This window comes from Umezakia ovalisporum Ak1311, from assembly GCF_029891685.1.
GTDB lineage: Bacteria > Cyanobacteriota > Cyanobacteriia > Cyanobacteriales > Nostocaceae > Umezakia > Umezakia ovalisporum.
The window spans coordinates 1-20,906 of sequence record NZ_JANQDJ010000039.1; the positions used below are offsets into that span (position 1 = coordinate 1).

A 20,906-nucleotide genomic window follows, 5' to 3' on the forward strand; every position below is an offset into this window, starting at 1 on the left:
TAAACTATTATCCAAGGCATAAGCCAACCAACACTCAACATAAAGACGGCTGTTCAAAACTGGATAATCATTTTTTGGCAACGGTCTGAGGATGTCTTTGACAATCTTGGGAAATGAATTTATAATCATTATCAATTATTACATTTTAATACTTCGCCCAGAATTTACCATATTTTGGGCTATTTTTATCACCTCTTTCTTAACATTCAACACTTGTGGTAAAAGGATTATGATTGTTAATAGCAGCGTTAACCGCTTCCATAGAAGAGATAGGGGTATTTGTCATGGTAATTGGATCTTGTGGGAGGAACTACAAAATGTATAAGAAATTTGATTAAATCAAGCGTTTGGCGTAGGAGCGGAGTTGTGTACCTGCTATGGAGATTGAATCTTCACGTTTATCAAAAGTGAAATCTGGTATTTCTCCTGTAATTAGTTGCAAAATGTCATCAGCCTGCATTTCTATCAACCATGTATTAAAGCTCTCACGACTTACTTGCTCTCCTATTTTTCTCCTAATTCTGTAAATAGGAACTAAATCATCTAAGTTGTAGTCCTGATTCAACTTATCGTAAACTGCCAACACCACAGCCTTAAAGTCTTCATAGGAAGTAATATTCACACCCTTCACCAGATTCACTGGTCCAGATATACCAACCCTTGGGTCTATCTGACTAATCCATTGCAGCAAGGCATTTGCTACCCAAGTACCAACAATAGTCCCTTCAAACTGAAAATCCCCACTCCTCAAACCTTCACCCAACACCTCTAAACCCTTCGGAGAAGTAAGAAAGTATCCGGTTTTAGAAATAGTGATCGCCCCTTGTTTCTCTAACTCTTCAAATATATGCTTATAGTCTGCTACCTTCTTACCTTTAGATATAACCCGCTTAGTTAGTTGACCTTTCTTAACCTCCTGCTTTGCTCCTCCTAAACCCCACAAAGCTAACAGCAAGCGAGTTTGATCTTGGGTGTCCTGTAAAACATTTTTCCCCGCATTCATACTGTGTGTCCTATTTAACTAATAATTGCTATCATAATATATCTTAGGTAAAAAAATCTATAGAACATCATCAATGATGGTACGGTTGGCATTGATTTAATTCAAACTCTGCCATTACTAACAGTGGAATAGAGTGCATATCCAGTAATCCAATAGCTCCCCTCGATTCACAACCTCTTAGGGTAAACGAAACTTACGCTGTAAATTGGCCCCCCCGATTCATCCAGAGGATAGTTCAGATACTTTTCCTTAGATACAAACTCTGGGTTTTAATTCCATTGCGGGGAATAGGGGGTATGTGACTTAACGGATCGATATAACAAGGACTTTTTAAGGAGTTGCTAACAGTTTTTGTCTTCTTGGTGGGAATAGGGAGTATGTGACCCTACCCATTGGAAACCATTGCTGCATTTGGTATTGCTGTATTTGGTTTTAAAGGTACAGTTGGGCGAGACTACCTAAATTGACAGTTAGCAACTTTATTCCGTAGTCATTTTAGAGAGCTAATTTTTTAAAATTTTAATATTTACCCTATTTTTTAAATAGAAGAGCATTCTTATAACTAGTCAAGGGAATAATTATAAATTTACTTTTTTTAACAAACTTTTGCTCAATATAATTTCTTCTAGCTACACCCGACGTTTTAGGGACCGTCTTTACTTTTCCTAATATTTTCTTATTACTGGAGTAAAAGCTGATGTGTCACTGAAGTTACTATTGAAATAGTTAGTATTTAAATTTTCATCTCCAATACAACCAAAGGGTGCAGAAATCAGTACCATCAAAAATACCATTAATCGTAACCCAATCAGCTGAATTTAACGGCTAAAGTGACTTACTAAAAATGCAAGAATTTCAACTGCGAGTCGTTCCCACAGACAACAATAACTTTGCCCTTGAATTGTACCAGTGTGCCTACAAAAAAGCTGGAGAAAAAAAGCGTCCTCCTGCCAAGCGTGTTGGCAGGTTAAAGGGTAACATTTTAATTCAGGTAAAACAGGAGATTTATGATTGTTTGAAGGCCAATAATTATGACCCAAAAACATTAACTCATAATCGCCAAAGTCCTTATATTTTAACTGAGGAAACAGGTATAAATTTAGCCTTGTTATTTCAGACATTGCAACCAATTTCTAAACCAGAAAGAATTGCTAATATTGCCCAAGGAATAAAAGCTATGAGTTATGAAGAATCCCATTATTGGTTTGCTAAGATTATTAATGGCAAACGAAGTCAGACCTTAAAAGCAATTAGGATATTATTAGGAGGTTAAAAAAAATGACAACGGCTAAATGTACTGGCAAATATAGCCAGAAATATGCTACTTGGTTTACTTGTAATAAATTTCGCCGATAAAGAAAATAATATTAGGACTATTTATCGTGCTGTGACCATTGGTAATATTTAGAGGGTTTTGAAGTTAGAGGATAAACTCGTTTACATTGATTTAAGTGAGTATTCTATCAAAGGTGTGAAAAATATTTTAGTAATTTTAATTAGTGCCATTAAGCAGAAATAGTTGATGTTTTACCCTCACACTTATTAGTTAGAATCACAATGTCCAAGATTAAAGGATTTTCGGGATGTTATTTCAAACTAAAAAGCCCTATAAAGTGACTAACCCGCCTAGCTTAAACAGTTGTCAAAAGACAATCTCAGCAAATTAAGGTTTCATAGCTAAAATTTCCTGAGCCTGAGTAATATTATCCCGCACCCACTGCGCCGAACTTTGCAAAGCTTCCGCTTCCTCATCCGTGAGATGCAATTCCACAATATTCTCAATTCCAGCGCAACCCAAACGACAAGGAACACCAATCACAATATCATTTAAACCGTATTCACCTTGTAAATAGGTCGCTACAGCCAACAACCGCGACTGATTTAATAAAATTGATTCCACCATCACACTTATTGCAGAAGCAGGAGCAAAAAAAGCCCCACCAGTCTGCATCAATTCCACAATTTCCCCGCCACCGTTGCGAGTTCTCTCAACCAAACGCCCAATTGTTTCCCTATCCAATAATTCCGTAATTGGAATACCGTTAACTGTTGCATAACGAGACAAAGGAACCATTAAATCACCGTGGCTACCCAATACCACCGCCTGAACATCAGCAGGTAACACCCCTAATTCTAAAGCAATAAAAGTTTCAAACCTAGCTGAGTCTAACACCCCAGCCATACCCATAATGCGGTAACGTGGTAAACCCGTTGCTTGCCAAGCTAAATAAGTCATCACATCCAAAGGATTAGTCACAATGATCAAAATAGCATTCGGAGAAAAAGCGATCGCGTTCTTGGCAGCATCAACCACGATTTTAGCATTCGTCTTAAGTAAATCATCCCGACTCATTCCTGGTTTACGAGGAACTCCCGCAGTAATGACTACAATTTGGGAATCACAGGTATCAGCATAATTATTCGTACCAATAATTTGACGATGATGTAGTTCAAGTCCCCTCGCTTCTAGCAAATCTAAAGCCAAACCTTGAGGCATTCCCTCTACAATATCCAACAACACGACATCAGCCAAATTTTTTTCTGCGACGCGTTGGGCTAAAGTGCTACCAACCCTACCAGCGCCCACAATAGTTACACGCGGTGATTTACACAGAACCAAAGAAGAAGGCGAATAAGACATAATTTTTTTGTAACTAAGATTTTTACCCTCCCTACTTGTAACCAAGATTTACACTTGCTATGCGGAGGGTAATGTTAACTCATCTGTTATTTAAACTCTTCCAACTGTTCCAACCTCAACCAAATGTTAGGTGTAGGTACTTTGCCAAACTTGACCAAAGCGTAATCACCTCTAGTATCTACAATTTCTCCTTCACTATCAAACAAATAACTAGGGAAGCGAGGGTCACTAGCTTTAGCTTCCAAACTATTTTCCAACTTTTCGCGAATAGCGCGAACGATATCTCCCTTTTTCACAGTCATAACCTCTCCTCATAAATTAGTAACCGCTCATATTGATGATTTTATCTTGCCCTAACAGGTAAAAGCCCAATTTCTTTAGTCAAAAAACAAAACCGCCCACGTCATTGTAAGCGGTTTCCAACAAAATTTATCAGTATATAACAACACATAGCACATTACAGAAATCCGAAATACAGATAATCATAAAACTTCCGTGGAATGGGCATATTGGCCGTCTTTTTACCTACTCACATGAAAGTTACTGTGGCCTTTTGTGTGTATAATCGCATCAAAAAATAAATCATTTGTCAACAATCACCCACAACTAATTCTGGCACTGAGAACAAAAATAACTAGAACGCCCTGCTAATTTGGTACGTTGAATTAAATTACCGCAAACTTTACAAACTTGACCACTACGGTGATAAACCCAAGCCTCGGCGCCATAATTGCCGTTTATACCTTTTACATTCAGAAAATTACTGAAAGTTGTGCCACCAGCAGCAATACCAGCACATAAAACCTCAACAATCGCTGTTCTTAACACCTCAATTTGTTCGTCCTGTAAATCTGCACAGACAGTAGTTGGTAAAATACCACTTTTAAATAAAGCCTCATCAGCATAAATGTTACCCAATCCGGCAATTATTGACTGATCCAGTAACGCAGTTTTAACACAACGACGAGACTTTTGCAGTCTACTCGCCAAATACTCAACAGTCAATAGAGGCGAAAAAGGATCTACTCCCAATTTTGCTAAACCCTTAATAGTACTTTCTACTGCTACACCAGAGGCAACACACCACATTTGTCCGAACTTGCGCTGGTCAACAAACCGTAACTCCTGCTGATCCTCGAAATATAATCTCACCCTGGTGTGTTTCTGCAATGGTTCATCCTGATGTACCCACAGTAATTGTCCCGTCATTCGCAAATGAACACCAAGCCACTGACTCTGGGGTGATAGAATCAGTTCAGCCAAGAGATATTTACCCCGACGATGCCAACCAGCGATAGCACTTCCTGTAATATCCAGAATAAACTTATTAACAGAAAACGGGTAAGCGATAGTGGGACTGAACAACACATCTCCACCCATAATTTTCTTATGGAGAGTCAATTGATTCAGACCCCTGCGGACTGTTTCCACTTCAGGCAGTTCGGGCATTTAAGCTAACCAAACAAACAAGCTTCATATAGTACCATCAAAACAATCAGCCAGGCAAAGTCATTACCCCTGAGTCTTGAATCAACCATATCCTGCATAGATGTGGTTGATTCAAAGTCATTAATCCTGACCTCTAACAGCTACCAAGGGGTATACATCCTCAACAACTAATTACCACTGTATCCCCCTTCTTAACTTTGCCGCTTATTTTTTCGGCTTAGCTGGTGGTGGTGCTACCTCAACCAATTCATCGGGGGCAAAGTTATTAGTGTTGATACCCGAGTAATTGACCTTATCAAACCGGACAATTACTGGGTATTTAATGCCGCTTTGGTCTACAGAAGCCACAGTGCCTACATCCTGAAACCAATAGGACTCCGGGCGAAGAATACGTACCTTAGAACCACGTTGAACCATAATTATCTTCCCTTTTAATGATCAATGTCGGATTATATAGGGCTAATTGATTTCACTGTACATCGTCAAGGTATCCGCTAGAAGCTTTGTTAAGTTATTTATCCAAAAATTGGTTTGAAAACCCCGTCTTTCTAGGACAGCCCTTCTTGATTGTGGATGTGTTTTTTCAGCACTTCGAGAGGCGCACCCCCAACATAAGATACAAAGTAACTAAATTCCATAAAGCTTCCTTTCCATAGGGTTTTGGATATCCAGCTTGACCATATCTACGACTGGATAGACCTTTTAGCGGGTTAACAATTTGAGATATTCAAAGTTTAGGCGGAAACTCAATCAATACCTGGATGCAGTCTAGTTCTCCATTAAACTCAAGTAATTGAGAATCCATCTTTTTCCCCAGTTCCATAAATGATTTGTAGATTACTTCAAGACTTTCATCGGTAAAAATCTTTGTTCTGTACTTATTAACACAGACCAAATGTACTTTTAAATCTGAAACACCATTTCTTTCATATCTCAAACCGCTTGCCATCTTAGCCAAACTAATACTGTAATCAGCAAAGTCAACTTCACTAGGTGTCAGACCATACTTGACAAAAACATGACGATCGCTTAATGTCATTCGCAAATACACAAAATTAAAAAAAACTTATGCCTTACTCAAAACAAACACACTACCCTCGTTACCCCTGCCAATTCGCAAATCGCTATCTATATAAGTAATATCCAACCAGCCTTGCTGCCCATCACTGTCTAATAGAGTATCAAAAGCAGTAAATTTTTTGCCAGCTTCAATTTGTTGGATAAGGTCACCGGGACAACGGTAGTCTATTAAACGTTTTAAACCAACAATTGAACGCTGAAATTTCACTTCCACACGTCGCTCCGAAACAGGTTCAAATTTCGCAGCCACACTAACCAACCCTTCTAAATAAGGTAAGCCATAAATCTCCGCTATGTTATAAATCCTTTTAGTCTTCACCCGGATACATTGATAAATTTGACCAAGTTTACATAAAGGTATGCGATCTAGGTTTAACAAAGCTTTGCTAGTTGTGTATATTAAGCGCCAATCGCCATCAAGCAAACTGCTTCCGTCTAAAGGGCGGGGCGTAGGATTTAAGTCTTCCAAATTAGCCATAGCCGCCAAAATAGAGCGTTTTTGTGACTCACTCGCCAGTAACCCGCGATTTGTCCCAGCGATCGCATCAATGAGATTTTCCTTACCGAGCATCGTCCCTACCTCAAAAAGTCTCAAAACTCATCTACTCTAAGTTAATATTAATATCCTATGTATAGAGGCTTACAAAACACCAAAAATTTATTTCAGATACCACCACTATCAAACAAAATATTTCCATCAGCTTACGGATTTATTAAACCTTGAGTCGAATGAATAATTAAATTATCCGTTGTCAGTGATAGACTTCTTAATGTCAAGTTCCATAAACGTCTTTGTGTTTTTGTACATATGCTAAATTCTCCCATCAGCGAACAACCCCGCAATCAACGCGCACCAGTCATCCCATTAAAGCAAGAATCTTCCATGTTGGACTGGTTGCAACTTCAAGGTCGCCTGGTAGCCCGCACCGTTCAAGAACCGGGTTTCATGGAACAAGAAGAAGAAATATCAGAGTTTCTGAGTGCAGAAGACGGAATGGAGGATTTTGATATAGATGACGACAGTGAAGTTAGTTTAGACGAAGATTAGTCTATGGACACTGAAGACGAGTACAGCAGCAGCGCAGGAGTCAAAATTGAAAACCCTTTTGTTATATTCAAACATATCAAACATCTATTGATTTTTGCCATGCAGTACTAACTAATATCTATTGTTCTCATAGTTCAATTTTAACAGTGTGGAGTGAAGGGAATTTCCGTGGACGCTAAATTGTCTCCTAACCAAGGATTAAACATTTCCGGAATTGGATTAGCTACCAGTTTACTTGCAGCCCTGACTTTTACAGCATTGATACTAGATTGGTTAGCCAACAGAACCCCTTGGCAAAGCATATCACTGACTTTACCATTGCTGGTCTGTACCGTCAGTTCATCTGTAATCGGCTTTGCAGTCATACCAGTACTGCAAGCACTAAAAACCGGGCAAATTATCCGCGAAGATGGACCCCAAGCCCATTTGAAAAAAGCTGGTACACCAACCATGGGAGGTATATTTTTTATACCTCTAGCTGTAGCCATCGCCTGCCTATTGTCCAACTTTGCCACAGAAGTGCTTGCTGTCTCGGCTTTAACTTTAAGTTACGGATTAATCGGTTGGCTAGATGATTGGCAAATTCTGCGCCGCAAATCAAATAAAGGTATATCCCCCAAGATGAAACTGGCTTTGCAAATTGGATTTGCTACCCTGTTTTGTCTGTGGCTGATGTTTACTGAACATTCTCACCTAACAAACATTGCCTTACCCTGGGTAACTTTTGCAATACCTTTAGGATTTTTATTTTGGCCCTTGGCCGGCTTTGTCCTGGTAGCAGAAAGTAACGCTACCAATCTAACCGATGGTGTTGACGGTTTAGCAGCAGGAACCGTAGCCATTGCTTTACTGGCCTTAGGCGCTATCATTGCCCCAAGTTACCCTGAATTGATGGTTTTTTGTGCTGCATTAAGTGGTGGTTGCTTAGGTTTTTTAGCCCATAACCGCAACCCAGCCCGTGTCTTCATGGGTGACACTGGTTCCTTAGCATTAGGAGGCGCTTTAGCCGCAGTTGCATTACTAACTAATAGTTTAGTAGCGCTATTTATCCTCAGTGGAATCTTCTTTGTGGAAACCCTTTCAGTGATAGCTCAAGTAAGTTATTACAAAGCCACCAAAAGCCCTGATGGTAAAGGTAAACGTTTATTTAAGATGGCTCCCTTACACCATCACTTAGAATTGAGCGGGTGGTCAGAATTACAAGTAGTAGCCATATTTTACGTAATAGCTTCCCTCTTAGCAATCATTTGTTTAACAATGGCACCATTTTAAGATTTTTTAAGGTTTTAAAAATCTTAAAATCAATTCAACAAGCCCAACCCTCCTCAATGGGAGGTTTTTTTCGTGTCAAATTCGCATCTGACTAACCAAGTGAGATAATTCCGGCAAAATCAGCTTTTCCATCCCCATTCGCACAGCATTACTAGAACCCGGAAGACAGAAGATTAATTTATTTACATAAACCCCGGCCACAGCCCTAGAAGCCATGGCACGTGAACCAATTTCTTGATAACTCAAAAATCGAAACAACTCTCCAAATCCAGGTAAAATTCTTTCTAATAATTTCTCAACAGCATCATAGGTAGCATCTCTAGGGGCGATACCAGTACCACCATTCAAGATAAATACATCTAAACCAGGATTTTTACCCAGTCGTTCTATGTGTTCTTGAATTTGCGTCGGCTCATCTTTGATGATTGTGTATGCTCCGACAACATGATTAGCAGCAACCACCAACTCCTGAATCAGCTTACCACTTTTATCAGTTTCTGGAGAACGAGTGTCACTCACTGTCACGACAGCACAAGTGACAATCTTGACTGCTGAATCGGGGTGTGGTTGTTTATACACTAGATGTAAAGAATAGGGAGAAAATTCCGCCATAGACCATCAACATTGCAATTAGGAGATGTAGAGACAACTGCAAAATCGTCCCTACACAAATTTTAGAAGACAGATATTTGAATTAAGCCGATATCCATACCATCTAGTCAGCCTTGTTAAATTCTAAACCATTTTCTTCAGCATACCGTTTCATAAAACGCATAAACCGATCCCATTCTTCCGCAGATTTCATCAGATGAACTGCTTCTAGGGCTTCTGGTTTACCGTTAACAAATCGACCCTTAACTTCGCGGGTTACTATTTCTCCTTCTTCGTCAATTAAATACATCCCAGTAATATCTTCAGTACTTCCTTGCGCCAATATTTGCGGATTTGTAAAGATAAACGTTGCTGTACCAGTATCGCCACTCCGCGATCTCGTCAGACGTACCTCTGGAATTACTTTTTCGTCAAGACCTCTAGAAAACTGGATTTTGACCATGATGTGTGTATTTAAAGTTTTGTAATGGTTAATTTACCATTGTCTCATTTTTTCGTGAATGCTGGAAACCCACATTGTACATAAGAGCAACTGACCATCAAATTCTTAATTCAATCAAATCCCCATCTCTAAGCTGATTATGCTATATTAAGCGTAGTCATTATGAGTTTATTTACAGTATGAGTAACCCGACCGTAGAAAACTTGGTAATTATTGGTTCTGGACCAGCCGGATATACAGCCGCAATCTATGCAGCACGAGCAAATTTAAAACCTGTAGTATTTGAAGGCTTTGAAATAGGGGGTTTACCCGGTGGACAACTCATGAGTGCGATTCGTTGACCTGAAATCAACCGACATCCTTAAAGGATAAAGGTTAGAGGGATAGGTCCCTAGGTTGAATAAAACCTGGACAACTTAATTTTCGTGAAGGTGAACCCTCATAAAGCTCATTGTACACAATAATGTGGGTAATTCCTTCCCCCAAGGTGCATGGGTGAAAGCATATCCCCCATTAGTAAGACTAGCTATCAAACTAATGAAGCGGGGATAAACGGAGGTAACTCGGAATCCGACAGAGAATCCCTTCTAGCACAGTTAGTCATGAGTAGACCTAAGAGCCGAACTCTCGACAGAACCATCGTCATGACCAACAAGCCCACGCGGATTATTGGCTTGTCCCAAAATAGGGAAGGTAAAGAAGACAGCAGATTCTTACTTGTTGTCCAAGGGTTGAAAATTCATGAGTTTCAACCTTGCACCCTCAGACTAACCCGGTGGAGAGAGAGACTCTAAAACTAACGCAAAACGAAAATTAGGAACGAAGTAACCTCTATGTTCGCTCTCAAGTCAAGGTCGAATAACTTGAGCAGGTGCTAACCGCAAGCAGCATAGAAGGAAGGATTGTCTAAAAAGCAAAAGCCTTTGGGAAAGCCAAAGGATAGGCAGACGTAGACACGGTGAGTTGGAATGTATAGTTTCTAGTAGTAGTGGAAATGTCCAAAGCCGAACACAGTTTCAGGATGGAATGGCAAAACGACATACCAGTTTTCAAAGGAATCGAGCCTAATATTAAATGGCAAGAAATCTCCTGGAAAAAACTGGAACGGCGCGTTTTTAAGCTACAAAAGAGAATATACACGGCCTCGCAACGTGGCGATCTTAAAACAGTCCACAAACTCCAGAAGCTTCTCATCAAATCCTGGTCAGCAAAGTGTATCGCTGTCAAAACAGTCACCCAAGAAAACCAAGGCAAAAACACAACCGGAGTTGATAGACTTAAATCCCTCAGACCAGAAAAACGTCTAACTTTAGTCAAAAAACTCCGCCCCAACACTAAATTTCATCCCACTTCACAGACGTGGACACCAAAACCAGAAAAAGAACAAAAACACTCCTTGGGAGTCCGGACTATATACGACACAGCTTTGCAAACACTTCTCAAAATGGCATTAGAGCCAGAATGGGAAGCCAAATTTGAACCCAACTCCTATGGGTTTAGACCCGGACGTTCTTCTCATGACGCAATTGAAGCCATCTACAACGCAATTGTCCAAAACCCAAAATACGTTTTGGATGCTGATATTGCCAACTGTTTCCACAGGATCAACCACGAGTATATCCTTAAGAAACTGAACACTTTCCCAACCATGCGTAAACAAGTAAAAGCATGGTTGAAATCAGGAGTTGTAGATGATAGACAGCTATTCCCCACAGAAAAAAGCACACCACAAAGGAAAACAATATCTCCACTCCTGTCTAATATAGCCCTTCACGGACTGGAACACAGGATTAATCAAGTATTTCCTGCCAAAACACTCAAACAACCAAAAACAACCAGGACTGCTAACATTTTTAGCCCTAACTTGATTAGGTATGCAGATTATTTTGTGGTCATGCACAAAGACCTAGACATTGTTCTCAAATGTCAAGAGGTCATCTCAGAATGGCTGTCAGAAGTGGGTTTAAAGCTACAACCACAAAAGACAAAAATAACTCACACTCTCCATCAATACGAAGGAAATGTGGGGTTTGACTTTTTAGGTTTTAACATTAGACAATTTCCTGTACGGAGAAGAAAATCTAATCACCACCCACATAGCAATCAATTAGCGCACAAAACTCTAATCACTCCCAGCAGCGAAAGCCTAAAAAACCACACCAAGAAACTGGGACAAATTATCGACCAGCACAAAGCTGCTACCCAATCCGCATTAATCGGCAAACTAAATCCGGTTATCCAGGTATGGGCAGGATATTACTCCACAGTTGTGAGGGATGGCATCTTCGGTAAAATTGACACTCATGTACACTCACAATTGAGAGCATGGGCCCAACGCCGACACGCGAACAAAGGGAAAGGATGGACAACCAGAAAATACTGGTCGGTAGACCAAGCAGAAGTCTGGAGATTTTCTGCTCAACACCCTAATGGCAAAATTTACCAACTCATCAAACACCAAGACGTGAATCTTATTAGACACATCAAAGTGCAAGGGACAAAAAGCCCTTATGACGGAGATTGGACATACTGGGCAAGCAGAATAGGGAAATACCCTCAACTAGCTAACAGCATAAAAAGGGAAATTTCCTCACTGTGGATTGTAATTTAAGGATGAAGACACTTGAGAAATCGACCATATTATCCCCAAATCTTTGGGTAATAAAAGTAATGACAAAAACCTACAACTTCTTCATCCACATTGCCACGACCAAAAAACTACCAACAACGGTAGTTTGCCAAGGTAGACATGACAAGTCTCAACTCATTGAGGAGCCGTGTGAATCGAAAGATTCATGCACGGTTCTGAAGACGAGTCAAAAAGGTGACTTTTTGGCTTAGTTTAACCCACAACAGAAGTAGAAAACTTTCCAGGGTTTCCCGAAGGCATTACAGGCCCAGAACTCATGGATAAAATGAAAGCACAAGCTCAACGTTGGGGAGCTGAGTTATATACTGAAGACGTGATCTCAGTTGACTTGAATCAGCGTCCTTTTATAATCCATTCCCAAGAAAGAGAATTCAAAACTCATAGTCTAGTTATAGCTACTGGTGCAACCGCCAAGCGTTTGGGCTTACCCAGCGAACATCAATTTTGGAGTCGGGGTATCTCTGCTTGTGCAATTTGCGATGGCGCAACACCAATTTTCCATGGTGCAGAATTAGCTGTTATTGGTGCCGGCGACTCTGCCGCAGAGGAGTCTATTTACCTAACCAAATACGGCTCTAAAGTTAATCTCCTGGTGCGTTCTGATCAAATGCGAGCATCTAAAGCTATGCAAGACCGGGTTTTGAGTAACCCCAAAATTCAAGTGCATTGGCACACGGAAGCTGTGGATATCTTCGGTGATGGCCACATGGAGGGAGTGAAAGTGCGTAATAATCAAACTGGGGAAGAAAGCAAACTTTACGCCAAAGGCTTATTTTACGCCATCGGTCACACCCCCAATACTGCCTTATTTAAAGGACAACTACAACTAGATGAAGTGGGTTACATTGTCACCAAAAACAGTTCTGCAGAAACCAGTATAGAAGGTGTATTTGCAGCTGGGGATGTGCAAGACCATGAATTTCGTCAAGCAATTACAGCAGCAGGTACCGGGTGTATGGCAGCAATGTTGGCAGAACGCTGGTTATCCTCACATAATTTAATTACAGAATTTCACCATCACTCAGCCACAGCAGTTAATGAATTAGAACACCAGCCAGCCAAGAAAACTGAAACCCAAGAAGAAGCTGGATTTGATTTACAAGTAACTAGCCATCAAGGAGGTTATGCCCTAAGGAAATTATTCCATGAAAGCGATCGCCTACTCATGGTTAAATATATTGCCCCTGGTTGCGGTCCTTGTCATACCCTAAAGCCCATATTAGATAAAGTCGTCAACGAATTTGAGGGTAAAATCCACTTTGTAGAAATTGACATTGACAAAAACAGAGATATTGCCCAAAATGCTAACATCACGGGAACGCCCACAGTTCAATTCTTTAAAAACAAGGAACTGCTCAAACAAATCAAAGGCGTAAAGCAAAAAAGCGAATATCGTCAAATAATTGAAACTAATCTTTAGTAAGTAGGGACGAGGGAAAGTGGCTTGTCTACTTTCCCTCCTGGCCTCTAATGAAAATTAGAACCAATTATGTATCAAATACTTACTTTTTTAAGTCAAGAAAAATTAATTTTTGTCTATATAAGTATAGATTTGTCTAGAAAATCCTAAGCTTAAAACTAACTCATCATACCCTGTAAAATAGTATCTTGCTTTATGCACGCGATCGCTTATGGCTATAACTAAACCTCAGCTACCGAGATTTTTACGTCTCGCCCAAAATCCCAATCTTTCCCAAAAATTAATGCTCATTGGCATAGTCATTACCCTATTTTTCCTGTTCTTCGCATTCTTCGCTCCTTTGTTCCAAGCCTGGGGATGGTTGCAAAACCCCAAAGAGTTCTTGTCTAACCCCATTCAAGAACCACCATCAGCCAAATATTGGTTTGGTACGAGTCGCCTGGGACACGATGTATTTTCCCGCACATTGTTTGGTAGTCAGGTAGCCCTAAAAGTAGTAATTTTAGCTACAACAATGAGTATGATTATTGGTGTGCCTTTAGGTATGGTGAGTGGCTACATCGGCGGTAAATTAGACCAGGTATTGCTATTTGCTATGGATAGTATCTATACCTTACCAGGGCTGCTCCTTTCCGTAACACTAGCCTTTGTCGTAGGCAGAGGAATCTTGAACGCCGCTATCGCCATTAGCATTGCCTACATTCCCCAATATTATCGTCTTGTCCGTAATCACACAGTCAGTGTCAAAACAGAAGTATTTATTCAAGCAGCTCAAGCTATGGGTGCTTCTACTTGGGTAGTACTTTCTCGCTATCTATTTTTTAACGTCATTCAAAGTGTGCCCGTATTATTTACCCTCAACGCCGCCGATGCAATTTTAGTCTTAGGAGGTTTAGGCTTTTTGGGGCTAGGACTTCCGGAAGAAGTACCAGAATGGGGACACGACTTAAGACAAGCATTAGAAGCCCTACCCACAGGTATTTGGTGGACTACCCTCTTTCCAGGTTTAGCAATGACATTGATGGTAGTGGGGTTATCACTACTTGGTGAAGGGCTAAACGAGTTTGTCCATCCTCGATTACGACGAGAAAATAGAGTAATCAAAAATTAGTGAATCTTATTGACCAATTCCCCGTCTAAATATTTTTGAAGTTATTACATAGAACCTAGAGTGAAAGATAATATTTCTCTAATTGCCGCCGCAACTGGCGGGTTTATGCTATCCATAGCCCTGTCCGGTTTGTTACAAGGTGCACCCATCACAGCTGGGCACAAATCAGTGAGTTTTCATTCAGTAAGGGTTACTGATAATCAATGCCGCCCAAGCCCCAAAATTCATTTTGATATTTTTCCAAGTGGTTAATTCACAATTAGTTAATTCACAATTAATTGGTATTGATGTAGGGGGAACAGCCATTAAGCTGGGACGATTCCGACCCGATGGTACTTGCCTACAATCATTGACCGTAGCAACCCCCCAACCATCTACACCAGAAGCAGTTCTAGCTGCAATGGTAGATGCCATCGCTCAAATTGACCCGTATAATCAAGCTGTAGCCATTGGTGTGGGTACTCCTGGCCCGGCTGATAAAACCGGACGCATTGCTCAAGTTGCCATCAACTTACCAGGATGGCAAAACGTGCCTTTAGCAGACTGGTTAGAAACCAAAACAGGTAAACCAACCGTTATTGCTAACGATGCCAACTGTGCGGGACTAGCGGAATCTTGGCTGGGTGCTGGTCGCCACTTTCACAATCTAATTTTATTGACCTTAGGTACTGGCGTTGGTGGTGCGATTATTCTCAACGGCCAACTATTCGTGGGACACCAAGGCGCAGCCGGAGAACTAGGTTTAATTACCTTTAACCCCCATGGCCCTATATGTAAAAGTGGCAACTCTGGTTCTTTAGAACAGTATACTTCAATTACAGCAATTCGTCGCCGCACAGGTAAAGAACCAGCCGAATTAGGCGCACTCGCCGCAGCAGGAGACCAGTGTGCATTGACTTTTTGGCAAGAATATGGTAGAAACTTGGGCATTGGTTTAGCTAGCTTAATTTACGTTTTAACACCCCAAGCAATTATTATTGGTGGTGGTATAAGTGCCAGCTTTGAATTTTTTTTTCCCACATTAAAGATAGAACTGGAGGAGCGAGTCATGCCCACATCTCGCATCGACTTACAAATTTTACCAGCAAAATTAGGTAACTCGGCGGGAATGGTGGGTGCTGCCAAATTAGCATCATCATTACTCCTTAGCAAGTCACCATCTTTTCCCCAGTCCAACCATAACCCAACTATAAACTATAATCCTCCACAACTCTAAATCGGCACAAACAAACATTAAGCAGGGAGCAGGGAATAAGGAACAGGCAACAAACTCCTGAACATTTATACTGTTGAAAATTAAGAAAAAGAATATCCATTTGACTTTTCTAAAAATTTTAAAACTTTTTGATAAGAATCTGGATTACTCACTGGATTAATAATAATCGGGATAGTGCCATCAGCTGACCAAAATGTTATCCTGTCATTAGCTTTTTGACAAAAGGAACTAATACAGGTGAGATCAATAATATATTAATTCCGCTCATAAGTAATTTTCAGCCACTGACCAATTCCTACTTGTAACCCAGTTAAATATTCTATATGTTCTATAATTTTTTCGTAGTCATCTAAATTACTTTTGGGATTAAGGACAATAGGAATAGCCGAATCAGGGAACCAAAAAGTAATCCTGGCCTTATTTTCATAACAAAAAACATTAACATAGTCAAAATTGACCACATATTTCTTCCTATCATCAAGGATTTTCACCCAGTACCCCACAAAATCTCCTTGAGTTTCAAATTTATAAATGATGCACCCTACACATAACGGCAAATATCTTCAACCCTTGAGTGAACATTGCTAGTCACCAATTCAAAACTCAAAAAAGTTATTTTCTTGAGTTTTGAATTATTTAGTAAACCTCTACCCGTGTTAGTAAATTAGACTCCGGATGACTCCGATTAATTGCAGCTTGCATAAATCCTTTAAACAAAGGATGAGGAGTGCTAGGACGCGAATGAAACTCCGGATGAAATTGACAAGCCAAAAAGAAAGGATGTTCAGGAAATTCCACAATTTCCACTAAACGTCCATCGGGTGAAGTTCCACTAATAACGTAGCCAGAATTCAACAACATATTACGGTAAGCATTGTTAAACTCATAGCGATGCCGGTGTCTTTCCTTCACTACTTCTTGTTGATAAAGATTAGCAGCCAAGCTGTTAGGCGCGAGATGACAAGGATACAGTCCTAATCGCATAGTTCCCCCCAAATCAACCACATTCTCTTGTTCTGGTAGTAAGTTAATGATTGGATGCTTGGTTTCAGGGTCAAACTCAGAACTATTAGCACCCATTAATCCTTGTAAGTTTCTCGCCCATTCAATCACAGAACACTGCATCCCCAAGCATAAACCCAAAAACGGAATTTGGTGATCGCGGGCATATTTAATAGCAGCAATTTTGCCGTCTACACCCCGAATACCAAAACCTCCAGGTACTAAAATTCCGTCAACACCTGTCAAATAGGAATCCGCCGGTTCAGTTTCTAATTCTTCGGAGTTCACCCACCGCAAACGCAAATCCCCATAGGTAGCAATAGCAGCATGACGAAGAGCCTCTACTACAGAAAGATAGGCATCACTTAACCGCACATATTTCCCAACAATAGCAATTTCCACGGTGTACTTAGGACTGTATAAGCGTTCCACCATTGTTTGCCACTGGGTCAAATTGGGTTGGCGTTGTTCCATTTGCAGCAAATCTAATGCTTGTTCTGCCAGTCCTTCCCCCTCTAGAATCAGAGGTACTTCGTAAATACTACCAGCATCTTGGGCAGTAATAACACATTCTTCCGGGACATCGCAAAATTCCGACAACTTGCGTTTTAATCCCACAGGCAAAGAGCGATCGCAGCGACAAACCAAAATATCTGGTTGAATACCGATGGATCTTAATTCCTTCACAGAATGCTGCGTTGGCTTAGTTTTCATTTCCCCAGCCGAAGCTATCCACGGCACCAGAGTAACGTGCATATACAACACATTCTGCCGCCCCACCTCCTTCCGTAACTGACGAATAGCTTCCAGAAAAGGCAGAGATTCAATATCCCCCACAGTCCCACCAATTTCCGTAATTAATACAGATGGATTCGTATTTTGAGCAACACGAATAATCCGCTCTTTAATTTCGTTAGTAATATGAGGTATAACCTGTACAGTACCGCCATTATAATCTCCTCGCCGCTCCTTATTAATTACTGCCTGGTAAATTGAGCCAGTAGTAACACTATTCAAGCGCGACATCGAAGTATCAGTAAACCGTTCATAATGACCCAAATCTAAATCCGTTTCAGCACCATCCTCAGTAACAAAAACCTCCCCATGCTGAAAAGGACTCATAGTACCTGGATCAATATTAATATAAGGGTCGAGTTTCAAAATCGACACCGAATAATCGCGCGATTTAAGTAAACGTCCCAGACTTGCTGCTACAATGCCCTTGCCAATACTGGAAACGACACCTCCAGTTACAAAGATAAACTTAGTCATAGTATGGTAATTTGAATTTTTAGCAACTTCTCAAAGAACATCCCGTCATTGTGCCACAGTCGCTGTGGTAAAACATTTTGTGCTGTTGTCGTGAAAAAACTTCTAAGACTAGTAATATTAGCGTTGATCGTCACCTCCTCTGTAGTAGGATTGGCAGCAATGGCTACGCCAAGCAAGCCAGTATCACTTTTGGTTGTTTATCCCCCAAACAACCACCAAACAAAAGCAGAAAAAATATTCTTGATTGGAACAGCACCGCCAAATGGACAGGTTCTCATCAATGGTAAGCCAATTAACCGTAGTCAAGCAGGACATTTTGCCCCAAGTTTTCCCTTACAGTTAGGAGAGAATCTCTTTACTGTACGTCACCAAAACCAAGAACTAAAAATTCAAGTCACAAGGCATTCCACACAGCCCGAATCACCCCAAGAATTAGCCTTCGCCAAAGATTCCCTCATTCCAGCAACCGACATAGCCAGACTACCAGGAGAATTAATTTGTTTTAGCGCCATCGCACCCCCCAAAGCCAGAGTATCCGTCAACCTAGCCAATCAAACCATCCCCCTTGCACCCCAACCTCAACAAGTAAGTCTACCCAGTAATTTAGCCGCACTCACAGAACAAAACCAGCCCATCCCCCAAACCATCCCAGGAAAATATCAGCATTGCACCACAATTCAACCACCCCCTTCCCCAACATTAAATGACAGTAAAAACATCAACCCTGCCACCAACACCATAGACCTAGGCAAACCAAACTTTCAACTCACAATCAACAACCAAACTATAACCCAACCAGGAAAAGGCAAAATTCAAATCCTTTCACCCTCAAACTTACAACATACAGAAGTAATAGCAGAAGCAGGCATAGCCCGTACAGGCCCTGGAACCGAATATTCCCGACTCACCCCACTCCCCAAAGGCACACAAGCATCAATCACAGCCAGAGAAGGTGAATGGTTACGCCTAGACTATGGCGGCTGGATTAACAACAAAGAAACTCGCCTATTACCAAACACCATCCCACCACGCACAACAATTCGTAGCATCGGATATCGCCTACATCCCACAGCCACAGAAATACTTTTTCCTCTACAAGTTCCCGTACCCCTCAGCGTGCAACAGAGCGAACATAAATTCACCCTCACACTTTACAACACCACCGCCCAAACCGACACAATTCGCCTAGATGATGACACCCTAATTTCTCGCCTAGATTGGCAGCAGATAGCCCCCGAACAAGTGCAATACACCTTTAAACTTAAAAAAGCTCAACAGTGGGGATATAAGCTGAGATACGAAAAAACAACCCTAATTTTAACCCTACGTCATCCCCCAAAAATAAAACAGCAAACACTAAAACCCTTATCTGGCATCAAAATTCTACTAGACCCCGGACATGGTGGCAAAGAAACAGGAGCAGCAGGACCAACAGGTTACCTAGAAAAAGAAGTTAACCTAGTCGTCTCAAACTTATTCCGCCATGAACTAGAGAAAAGAGGAGCCACAGTAGTCATGACCAGAAATGCTGATATTGACGTTTCTCTGAGCCATCGCATAGCCATGATACATCAAGAAGAACCCACCATCGCCATCTCCATACATTACAACGCCTTACCCGATAGCGGTGATGCCGAGAACACCAGAGGAATTGGAACATTCTGGTATCATCCCCAAGCACACAGCCTAGCCATATTCATGCACAACCACCTAGTTAAAAAGCTAAACAGACCTAACTACGGCGTATTTTGGAACAACCTAGCACTAACACGTCCCCATACCGCCCCATCAATCCTATTGGAACTAGGTTTTATGATTAATCCCGAAGAATTTGAATGGTTAACAAAATCATCAGAACAGCAAAAATTAGCCAAAGCCTTAGCTGAGGGAGTAGTTGAATGGTTCAAAAAATCTCAATAATTACTCCCACCCAGAAACCCAAAAGCGCATAAAGAACATAAAACCCCAACTAGTTAAAAAAGTTGGGGAACTGCTTAGTGTATGACTGTAGTTAACCAATTACAAATAGCTCAGTATACTGTTATCTGTGCAGAATCGGCATAGTAAACAAACCCCACCCCAAACCAGTAATTAATCCAAACAGTGTAACCACATAATTATTAAAAATCCACAAATCGAAAACCTGAGCAGCCAACTCCAAAGGATAAGCCATCATAAACACACTAGCCACGGCAGCACCATTCCAACCATATTGACTTAACCAGTAAAAACCTTTCCCACTACTTAAACCATATAACAACCGAGTAATTAGCAACCCCATAACAGTACCATAGCAACGCATACACACAGCCATAATAAACGGAGTTACTAAATTAAGACCCATATTAGGCTGCGGACACACATGATTTCCCATGAAATAGATAATGTCCGCAACCTTGCCCAGCAAAGTCACATCAGAAGCAGCCAAAAAAGGAGCCATAGGCGGGCCGAAAACCATACCCATCAACAGAAAATCAGCAAACCAACCCACCCAATTAACCTGCAACTCTTCCTTAAAAACCACCTCAGCCATTTTTTTCTGTATATCGATACTTGTTTGCTAACATTCACTAAGAAATACACTCTCTAAGAGAGGGCTTACCAACCAATGCACGTTGGCCTAGGGTGGGGGATAGCCCATAGGAAAATCCCTCGCGCACCATTCATTATTTATGTCCCGGCTCATTA

At 40.9% G+C, this 20,906-nt stretch carries 21 protein-coding genes and 4 pseudogenes; 12 read left to right on the forward strand and 13 right to left on the reverse strand.

Annotated features, from left to right (window positions below; translation table 11 throughout):
* Both NWP25_RS05535 and NWP25_RS05540 read right to left on the reverse strand, forming a co-directional pair.
* Nucleotides 1–129, reverse strand: a pseudogene (locus tag NWP25_RS05535) (IS4 family transposase); the annotation flags it as partial.
* Between the two features lie 205 nt (nt 130–334).
* Entirely contained in the window at nt 335–1,003 is a 669-nt protein-coding gene (locus NWP25_RS05540) for a hypothetical protein (protein WP_280649799.1), read from the reverse strand.
* 844 nt (nt 1,004–1,847) lie between these two features.
* Here NWP25_RS05540 and NWP25_RS05545 point away from each other — a divergent pair.
* Nucleotides 1,848–2,276, forward strand: coding sequence for a DUF7680 family protein (locus tag NWP25_RS05545; protein WP_280649798.1), 429 nt, complete (start codon nt 1,848–1,850; stop codon nt 2,274–2,276).
* A gap of 390 nt (nt 2,277–2,666) precedes the next feature.
* Here NWP25_RS05545 and mdh read toward each other — a convergent pair whose 3' ends face one another.
* The 6 genes from mdh to NWP25_RS05575 form a co-directional block, all read right to left on the reverse strand.
* On the reverse strand, nt 2,667–3,644 hold the full coding sequence (gene mdh / locus NWP25_RS05550) for a malate dehydrogenase (RefSeq protein WP_280650248.1): 978 nt from the start codon (nt 3,642–3,644) through the stop codon (nt 2,667–2,669).
* Between the two features lie 86 nt (nt 3,645–3,730).
* Nucleotides 3,731–3,946 (reverse strand): NAD(P)H-quinone oxidoreductase subunit O, encoded by a 216-nt coding sequence (ndhO, locus tag NWP25_RS05555; protein WP_280650249.1) that lies wholly within the window; start codon nt 3,944–3,946, stop codon nt 3,731–3,733.
* Nucleotides 3,947–4,250: 304 nt separating this feature from the next.
* A complete protein-coding gene (locus tag NWP25_RS05560) occupies nt 4,251–5,093 on the reverse strand; it encodes a DNA-formamidopyrimidine glycosylase (protein WP_280650250.1) in 843 nt (280 codons plus the stop codon).
* Nucleotides 5,094–5,297: 204 nt separating this feature from the next.
* Nucleotides 5,298–5,510, reverse strand: a complete 213-nt coding sequence (locus tag NWP25_RS05565) for a photosystem I reaction center subunit IV (protein WP_280650251.1) — start codon at nt 5,508–5,510, stop codon at nt 5,298–5,300.
* 310 nt (nt 5,511–5,820) lie between these two features.
* Entirely contained in the window at nt 5,821–6,132 is a 312-nt protein-coding gene (locus NWP25_RS18805; RefSeq protein WP_455685178.1) for a transposase, read from the reverse strand.
* Nucleotides 6,133–6,159: 27 nt separating this feature from the next.
* Nucleotides 6,160–6,744: a PAP/fibrillin family protein gene (locus NWP25_RS05575; RefSeq protein ID WP_280650252.1), complete on the reverse strand. Its 585-nt coding sequence runs from the start codon at nt 6,742–6,744 to the stop codon at nt 6,160–6,162.
* 237 nt (nt 6,745–6,981) lie between these two features.
* Between NWP25_RS05575 and NWP25_RS05580 the strand changes: the two genes are divergently transcribed.
* Both NWP25_RS05580 and mraY read left to right on the forward strand, forming a co-directional pair.
* Nucleotides 6,982–7,221, forward strand: a complete 240-nt coding sequence (locus NWP25_RS05580; RefSeq protein ID WP_280650253.1) for a DUF3134 domain-containing protein — start codon at nt 6,982–6,984, stop codon at nt 7,219–7,221.
* Between the two features lie 168 nt (nt 7,222–7,389).
* Nucleotides 7,390–8,493 carry a phospho-N-acetylmuramoyl-pentapeptide-transferase gene (gene mraY, locus NWP25_RS05585; RefSeq protein WP_280650254.1) on the forward strand — a complete coding sequence of 368 codons (1,104 nt, stop codon included), beginning with the start codon at nt 7,390–7,392 and terminating at the stop codon, nt 8,491–8,493.
* 75 nt (nt 8,494–8,568) lie between these two features.
* Here the strand turns inward: mraY and NWP25_RS05590 are convergent, their stop codons facing one another.
* Both NWP25_RS05590 and psb28 read right to left on the reverse strand, forming a co-directional pair.
* On the reverse strand, nt 8,569–9,105 hold the full coding sequence (locus tag NWP25_RS05590; protein WP_374913918.1) for a MogA/MoaB family molybdenum cofactor biosynthesis protein: 537 nt from the start codon (nt 9,103–9,105) through the stop codon (nt 8,569–8,571).
* Between the two features lie 103 nt (nt 9,106–9,208).
* A complete protein-coding gene (psb28, locus tag NWP25_RS05595; RefSeq protein WP_280650255.1) occupies nt 9,209–9,547 on the reverse strand; it encodes a photosystem II reaction center protein Psb28 in 339 nt (112 codons plus the stop codon).
* A gap of 179 nt (nt 9,548–9,726) precedes the next feature.
* Here psb28 and NWP25_RS05600 point away from each other — a divergent pair.
* From NWP25_RS05600 to NWP25_RS05635, 8 genes and pseudogenes are all read left to right on the forward strand, one after another.
* A pseudogene (locus tag NWP25_RS05600) lies at nt 9,727–9,876 on the forward strand (FAD-dependent oxidoreductase); the annotation flags it as partial.
* Between the two features lie 162 nt (nt 9,877–10,038).
* Nucleotides 10,039–10,341: a hypothetical protein gene (locus NWP25_RS05605; RefSeq protein ID WP_280650256.1), complete on the forward strand. Its 303-nt coding sequence runs from the start codon at nt 10,039–10,041 to the stop codon at nt 10,339–10,341.
* A gap of 200 nt (nt 10,342–10,541) precedes the next feature.
* On the forward strand, nt 10,542–12,158 hold the full coding sequence (locus tag NWP25_RS05610) for a reverse transcriptase domain-containing protein (RefSeq protein ID WP_280698990.1): 1,617 nt from the start codon (nt 10,542–10,544) through the stop codon (nt 12,156–12,158).
* Between the two features lie 43 nt (nt 12,159–12,201).
* Nucleotides 12,202–12,294: an HNH endonuclease gene (locus NWP25_RS05615; RefSeq protein ID WP_280650258.1), complete on the forward strand. Its 93-nt coding sequence runs from the start codon at nt 12,202–12,204 to the stop codon at nt 12,292–12,294.
* Nucleotides 12,295–12,396: 102 nt separating this feature from the next.
* A pseudogene (locus tag NWP25_RS05620) lies at nt 12,397–13,617 on the forward strand (FAD-dependent oxidoreductase); the annotation flags it as partial.
* Between the two features lie 211 nt (nt 13,618–13,828).
* Nucleotides 13,829–14,728: an ABC transporter permease gene (locus NWP25_RS05625; protein ID WP_280650259.1), complete on the forward strand. Its 900-nt coding sequence runs from the start codon at nt 13,829–13,831 to the stop codon at nt 14,726–14,728.
* Nucleotides 14,729–14,788: 60 nt separating this feature from the next.
* Nucleotides 14,789–14,980, forward strand: a complete 192-nt coding sequence (locus tag NWP25_RS05630) for a hypothetical protein (protein ID WP_280650260.1) — start codon at nt 14,789–14,791, stop codon at nt 14,978–14,980.
* Nucleotides 14,973–15,944, forward strand: a complete 972-nt coding sequence (locus NWP25_RS05635) for an ROK family protein (RefSeq protein WP_280698992.1) — start codon at nt 14,973–14,975, stop codon at nt 15,942–15,944. The genes NWP25_RS05630 and NWP25_RS05635 overlap by 8 nt, the downstream gene beginning before the upstream one ends.
* An 80-nt stretch (nt 15,945–16,024) precedes the next feature.
* Here the strand turns inward: NWP25_RS05635 and NWP25_RS05640 are convergent.
* Nucleotides 16,025–16,447 (reverse strand): annotated as a pseudogene (locus NWP25_RS05640) (hypothetical protein).
* A 133-nt stretch (nt 16,448–16,580) separates the two neighbouring features.
* On the reverse strand, nt 16,581–18,218 hold the full coding sequence (locus tag NWP25_RS05645; protein ID WP_280698994.1) for a CTP synthase: 1,638 nt from the start codon (nt 18,216–18,218) through the stop codon (nt 16,581–16,583).
* A 90-nt stretch (nt 18,219–18,308) separates the two neighbouring features.
* On the opposite strand from NWP25_RS05645, the gene NWP25_RS05650 reads away from it, so the two are divergent.
* On the forward strand, nt 18,309–20,138 hold the full coding sequence (locus NWP25_RS05650) for an N-acetylmuramoyl-L-alanine amidase (protein ID WP_280650263.1): 1,830 nt from the start codon (nt 18,309–18,311) through the stop codon (nt 20,136–20,138).
* Nucleotides 20,139–20,259: 121 nt separating this feature from the next.
* On the opposite strand, the gene NWP25_RS05655 is transcribed toward NWP25_RS05650, so the two are convergent.
* The gene (locus tag NWP25_RS05655; RefSeq protein WP_280698997.1) at nt 20,260–20,751 is read right to left on the reverse strand and encodes a DUF2085 domain-containing protein; all 492 of its coding nucleotides are present in this window, start codon (nt 20,749–20,751) and stop codon (nt 20,260–20,262) included.
* Nucleotides 20,752–20,906: the final 155 nt, after the last annotated feature.

Bases quoted from the DNA above. Each gene is read 5' to 3' on its own strand.
- NWP25_RS05560 (WP_280650250.1), bottom strand. From the start codon at position 5,093: ATGCCCGAACTGCCTGAAGTGGAAACAGTCCGCAGGGGTCTGAATCAA.
- NWP25_RS05625 (WP_280650259.1), top strand. From the start codon at position 13,829: ATGGCTATAACTAAACCTCAGCTACCGAGATTTTTACGTCTCGCCCAA.
- NWP25_RS05645 (WP_280698994.1), bottom strand. From the start codon at position 18,218: ATGACTAAGTTTATCTTTGTAACTGGAGGTGTCGTTTCCAGTATTGGC.
- mdh (WP_280650248.1), bottom strand. From the start codon at position 3,644: ATGTCTTATTCGCCTTCTTCTTTGGTTCTGTGTAAATCACCGCGTGTA.
- NWP25_RS05575 (WP_280650252.1), bottom strand. From the start codon at position 6,744: ATGCTCGGTAAGGAAAATCTCATTGATGCGATCGCTGGGACAAATCGC.
- NWP25_RS05605 (WP_280650256.1), top strand. From the start codon at position 10,039: ATGGGTGAAAGCATATCCCCCATTAGTAAGACTAGCTATCAAACTAAT.
- NWP25_RS05655 (WP_280698997.1), bottom strand. From the start codon at position 20,751: ATGGCTGAGGTGGTTTTTAAGGAAGAGTTGCAGGTTAATTGGGTGGGT.
- psb28 (WP_280650255.1), bottom strand. From the start codon at position 9,547: ATGGTCAAAATCCAGTTTTCTAGAGGTCTTGACGAAAAAGTAATTCCA.
- NWP25_RS05565 (WP_280650251.1), bottom strand. From the start codon at position 5,510: ATGGTTCAACGTGGTTCTAAGGTACGTATTCTTCGCCCGGAGTCCTAT.
- NWP25_RS05590 (WP_374913918.1), bottom strand. From the start codon at position 9,105: ATGGCGGAATTTTCTCCCTATTCTTTACATCTAGTGTATAAACAACCA.
- NWP25_RS05545 (WP_280649798.1), top strand. From the start codon at position 1,848: ATGCAAGAATTTCAACTGCGAGTCGTTCCCACAGACAACAATAACTTT.
- ndhO (WP_280650249.1), bottom strand. From the start codon at position 3,946: ATGACTGTGAAAAAGGGAGATATCGTTCGCGCTATTCGCGAAAAGTTG.
- NWP25_RS05610 (WP_280698990.1), top strand. From the start codon at position 10,542: ATGTCCAAAGCCGAACACAGTTTCAGGATGGAATGGCAAAACGACATA.
- NWP25_RS18805 (WP_455685178.1), bottom strand. From the start codon at position 6,132: ATGACATTAAGCGATCGTCATGTTTTTGTCAAGTATGGTCTGACACCT.
- NWP25_RS05580 (WP_280650253.1), top strand. From the start codon at position 6,982: ATGCTAAATTCTCCCATCAGCGAACAACCCCGCAATCAACGCGCACCA.
- NWP25_RS05540 (WP_280649799.1), bottom strand. From the start codon at position 1,003: ATGAATGCGGGGAAAAATGTTTTACAGGACACCCAAGATCAAACTCGC.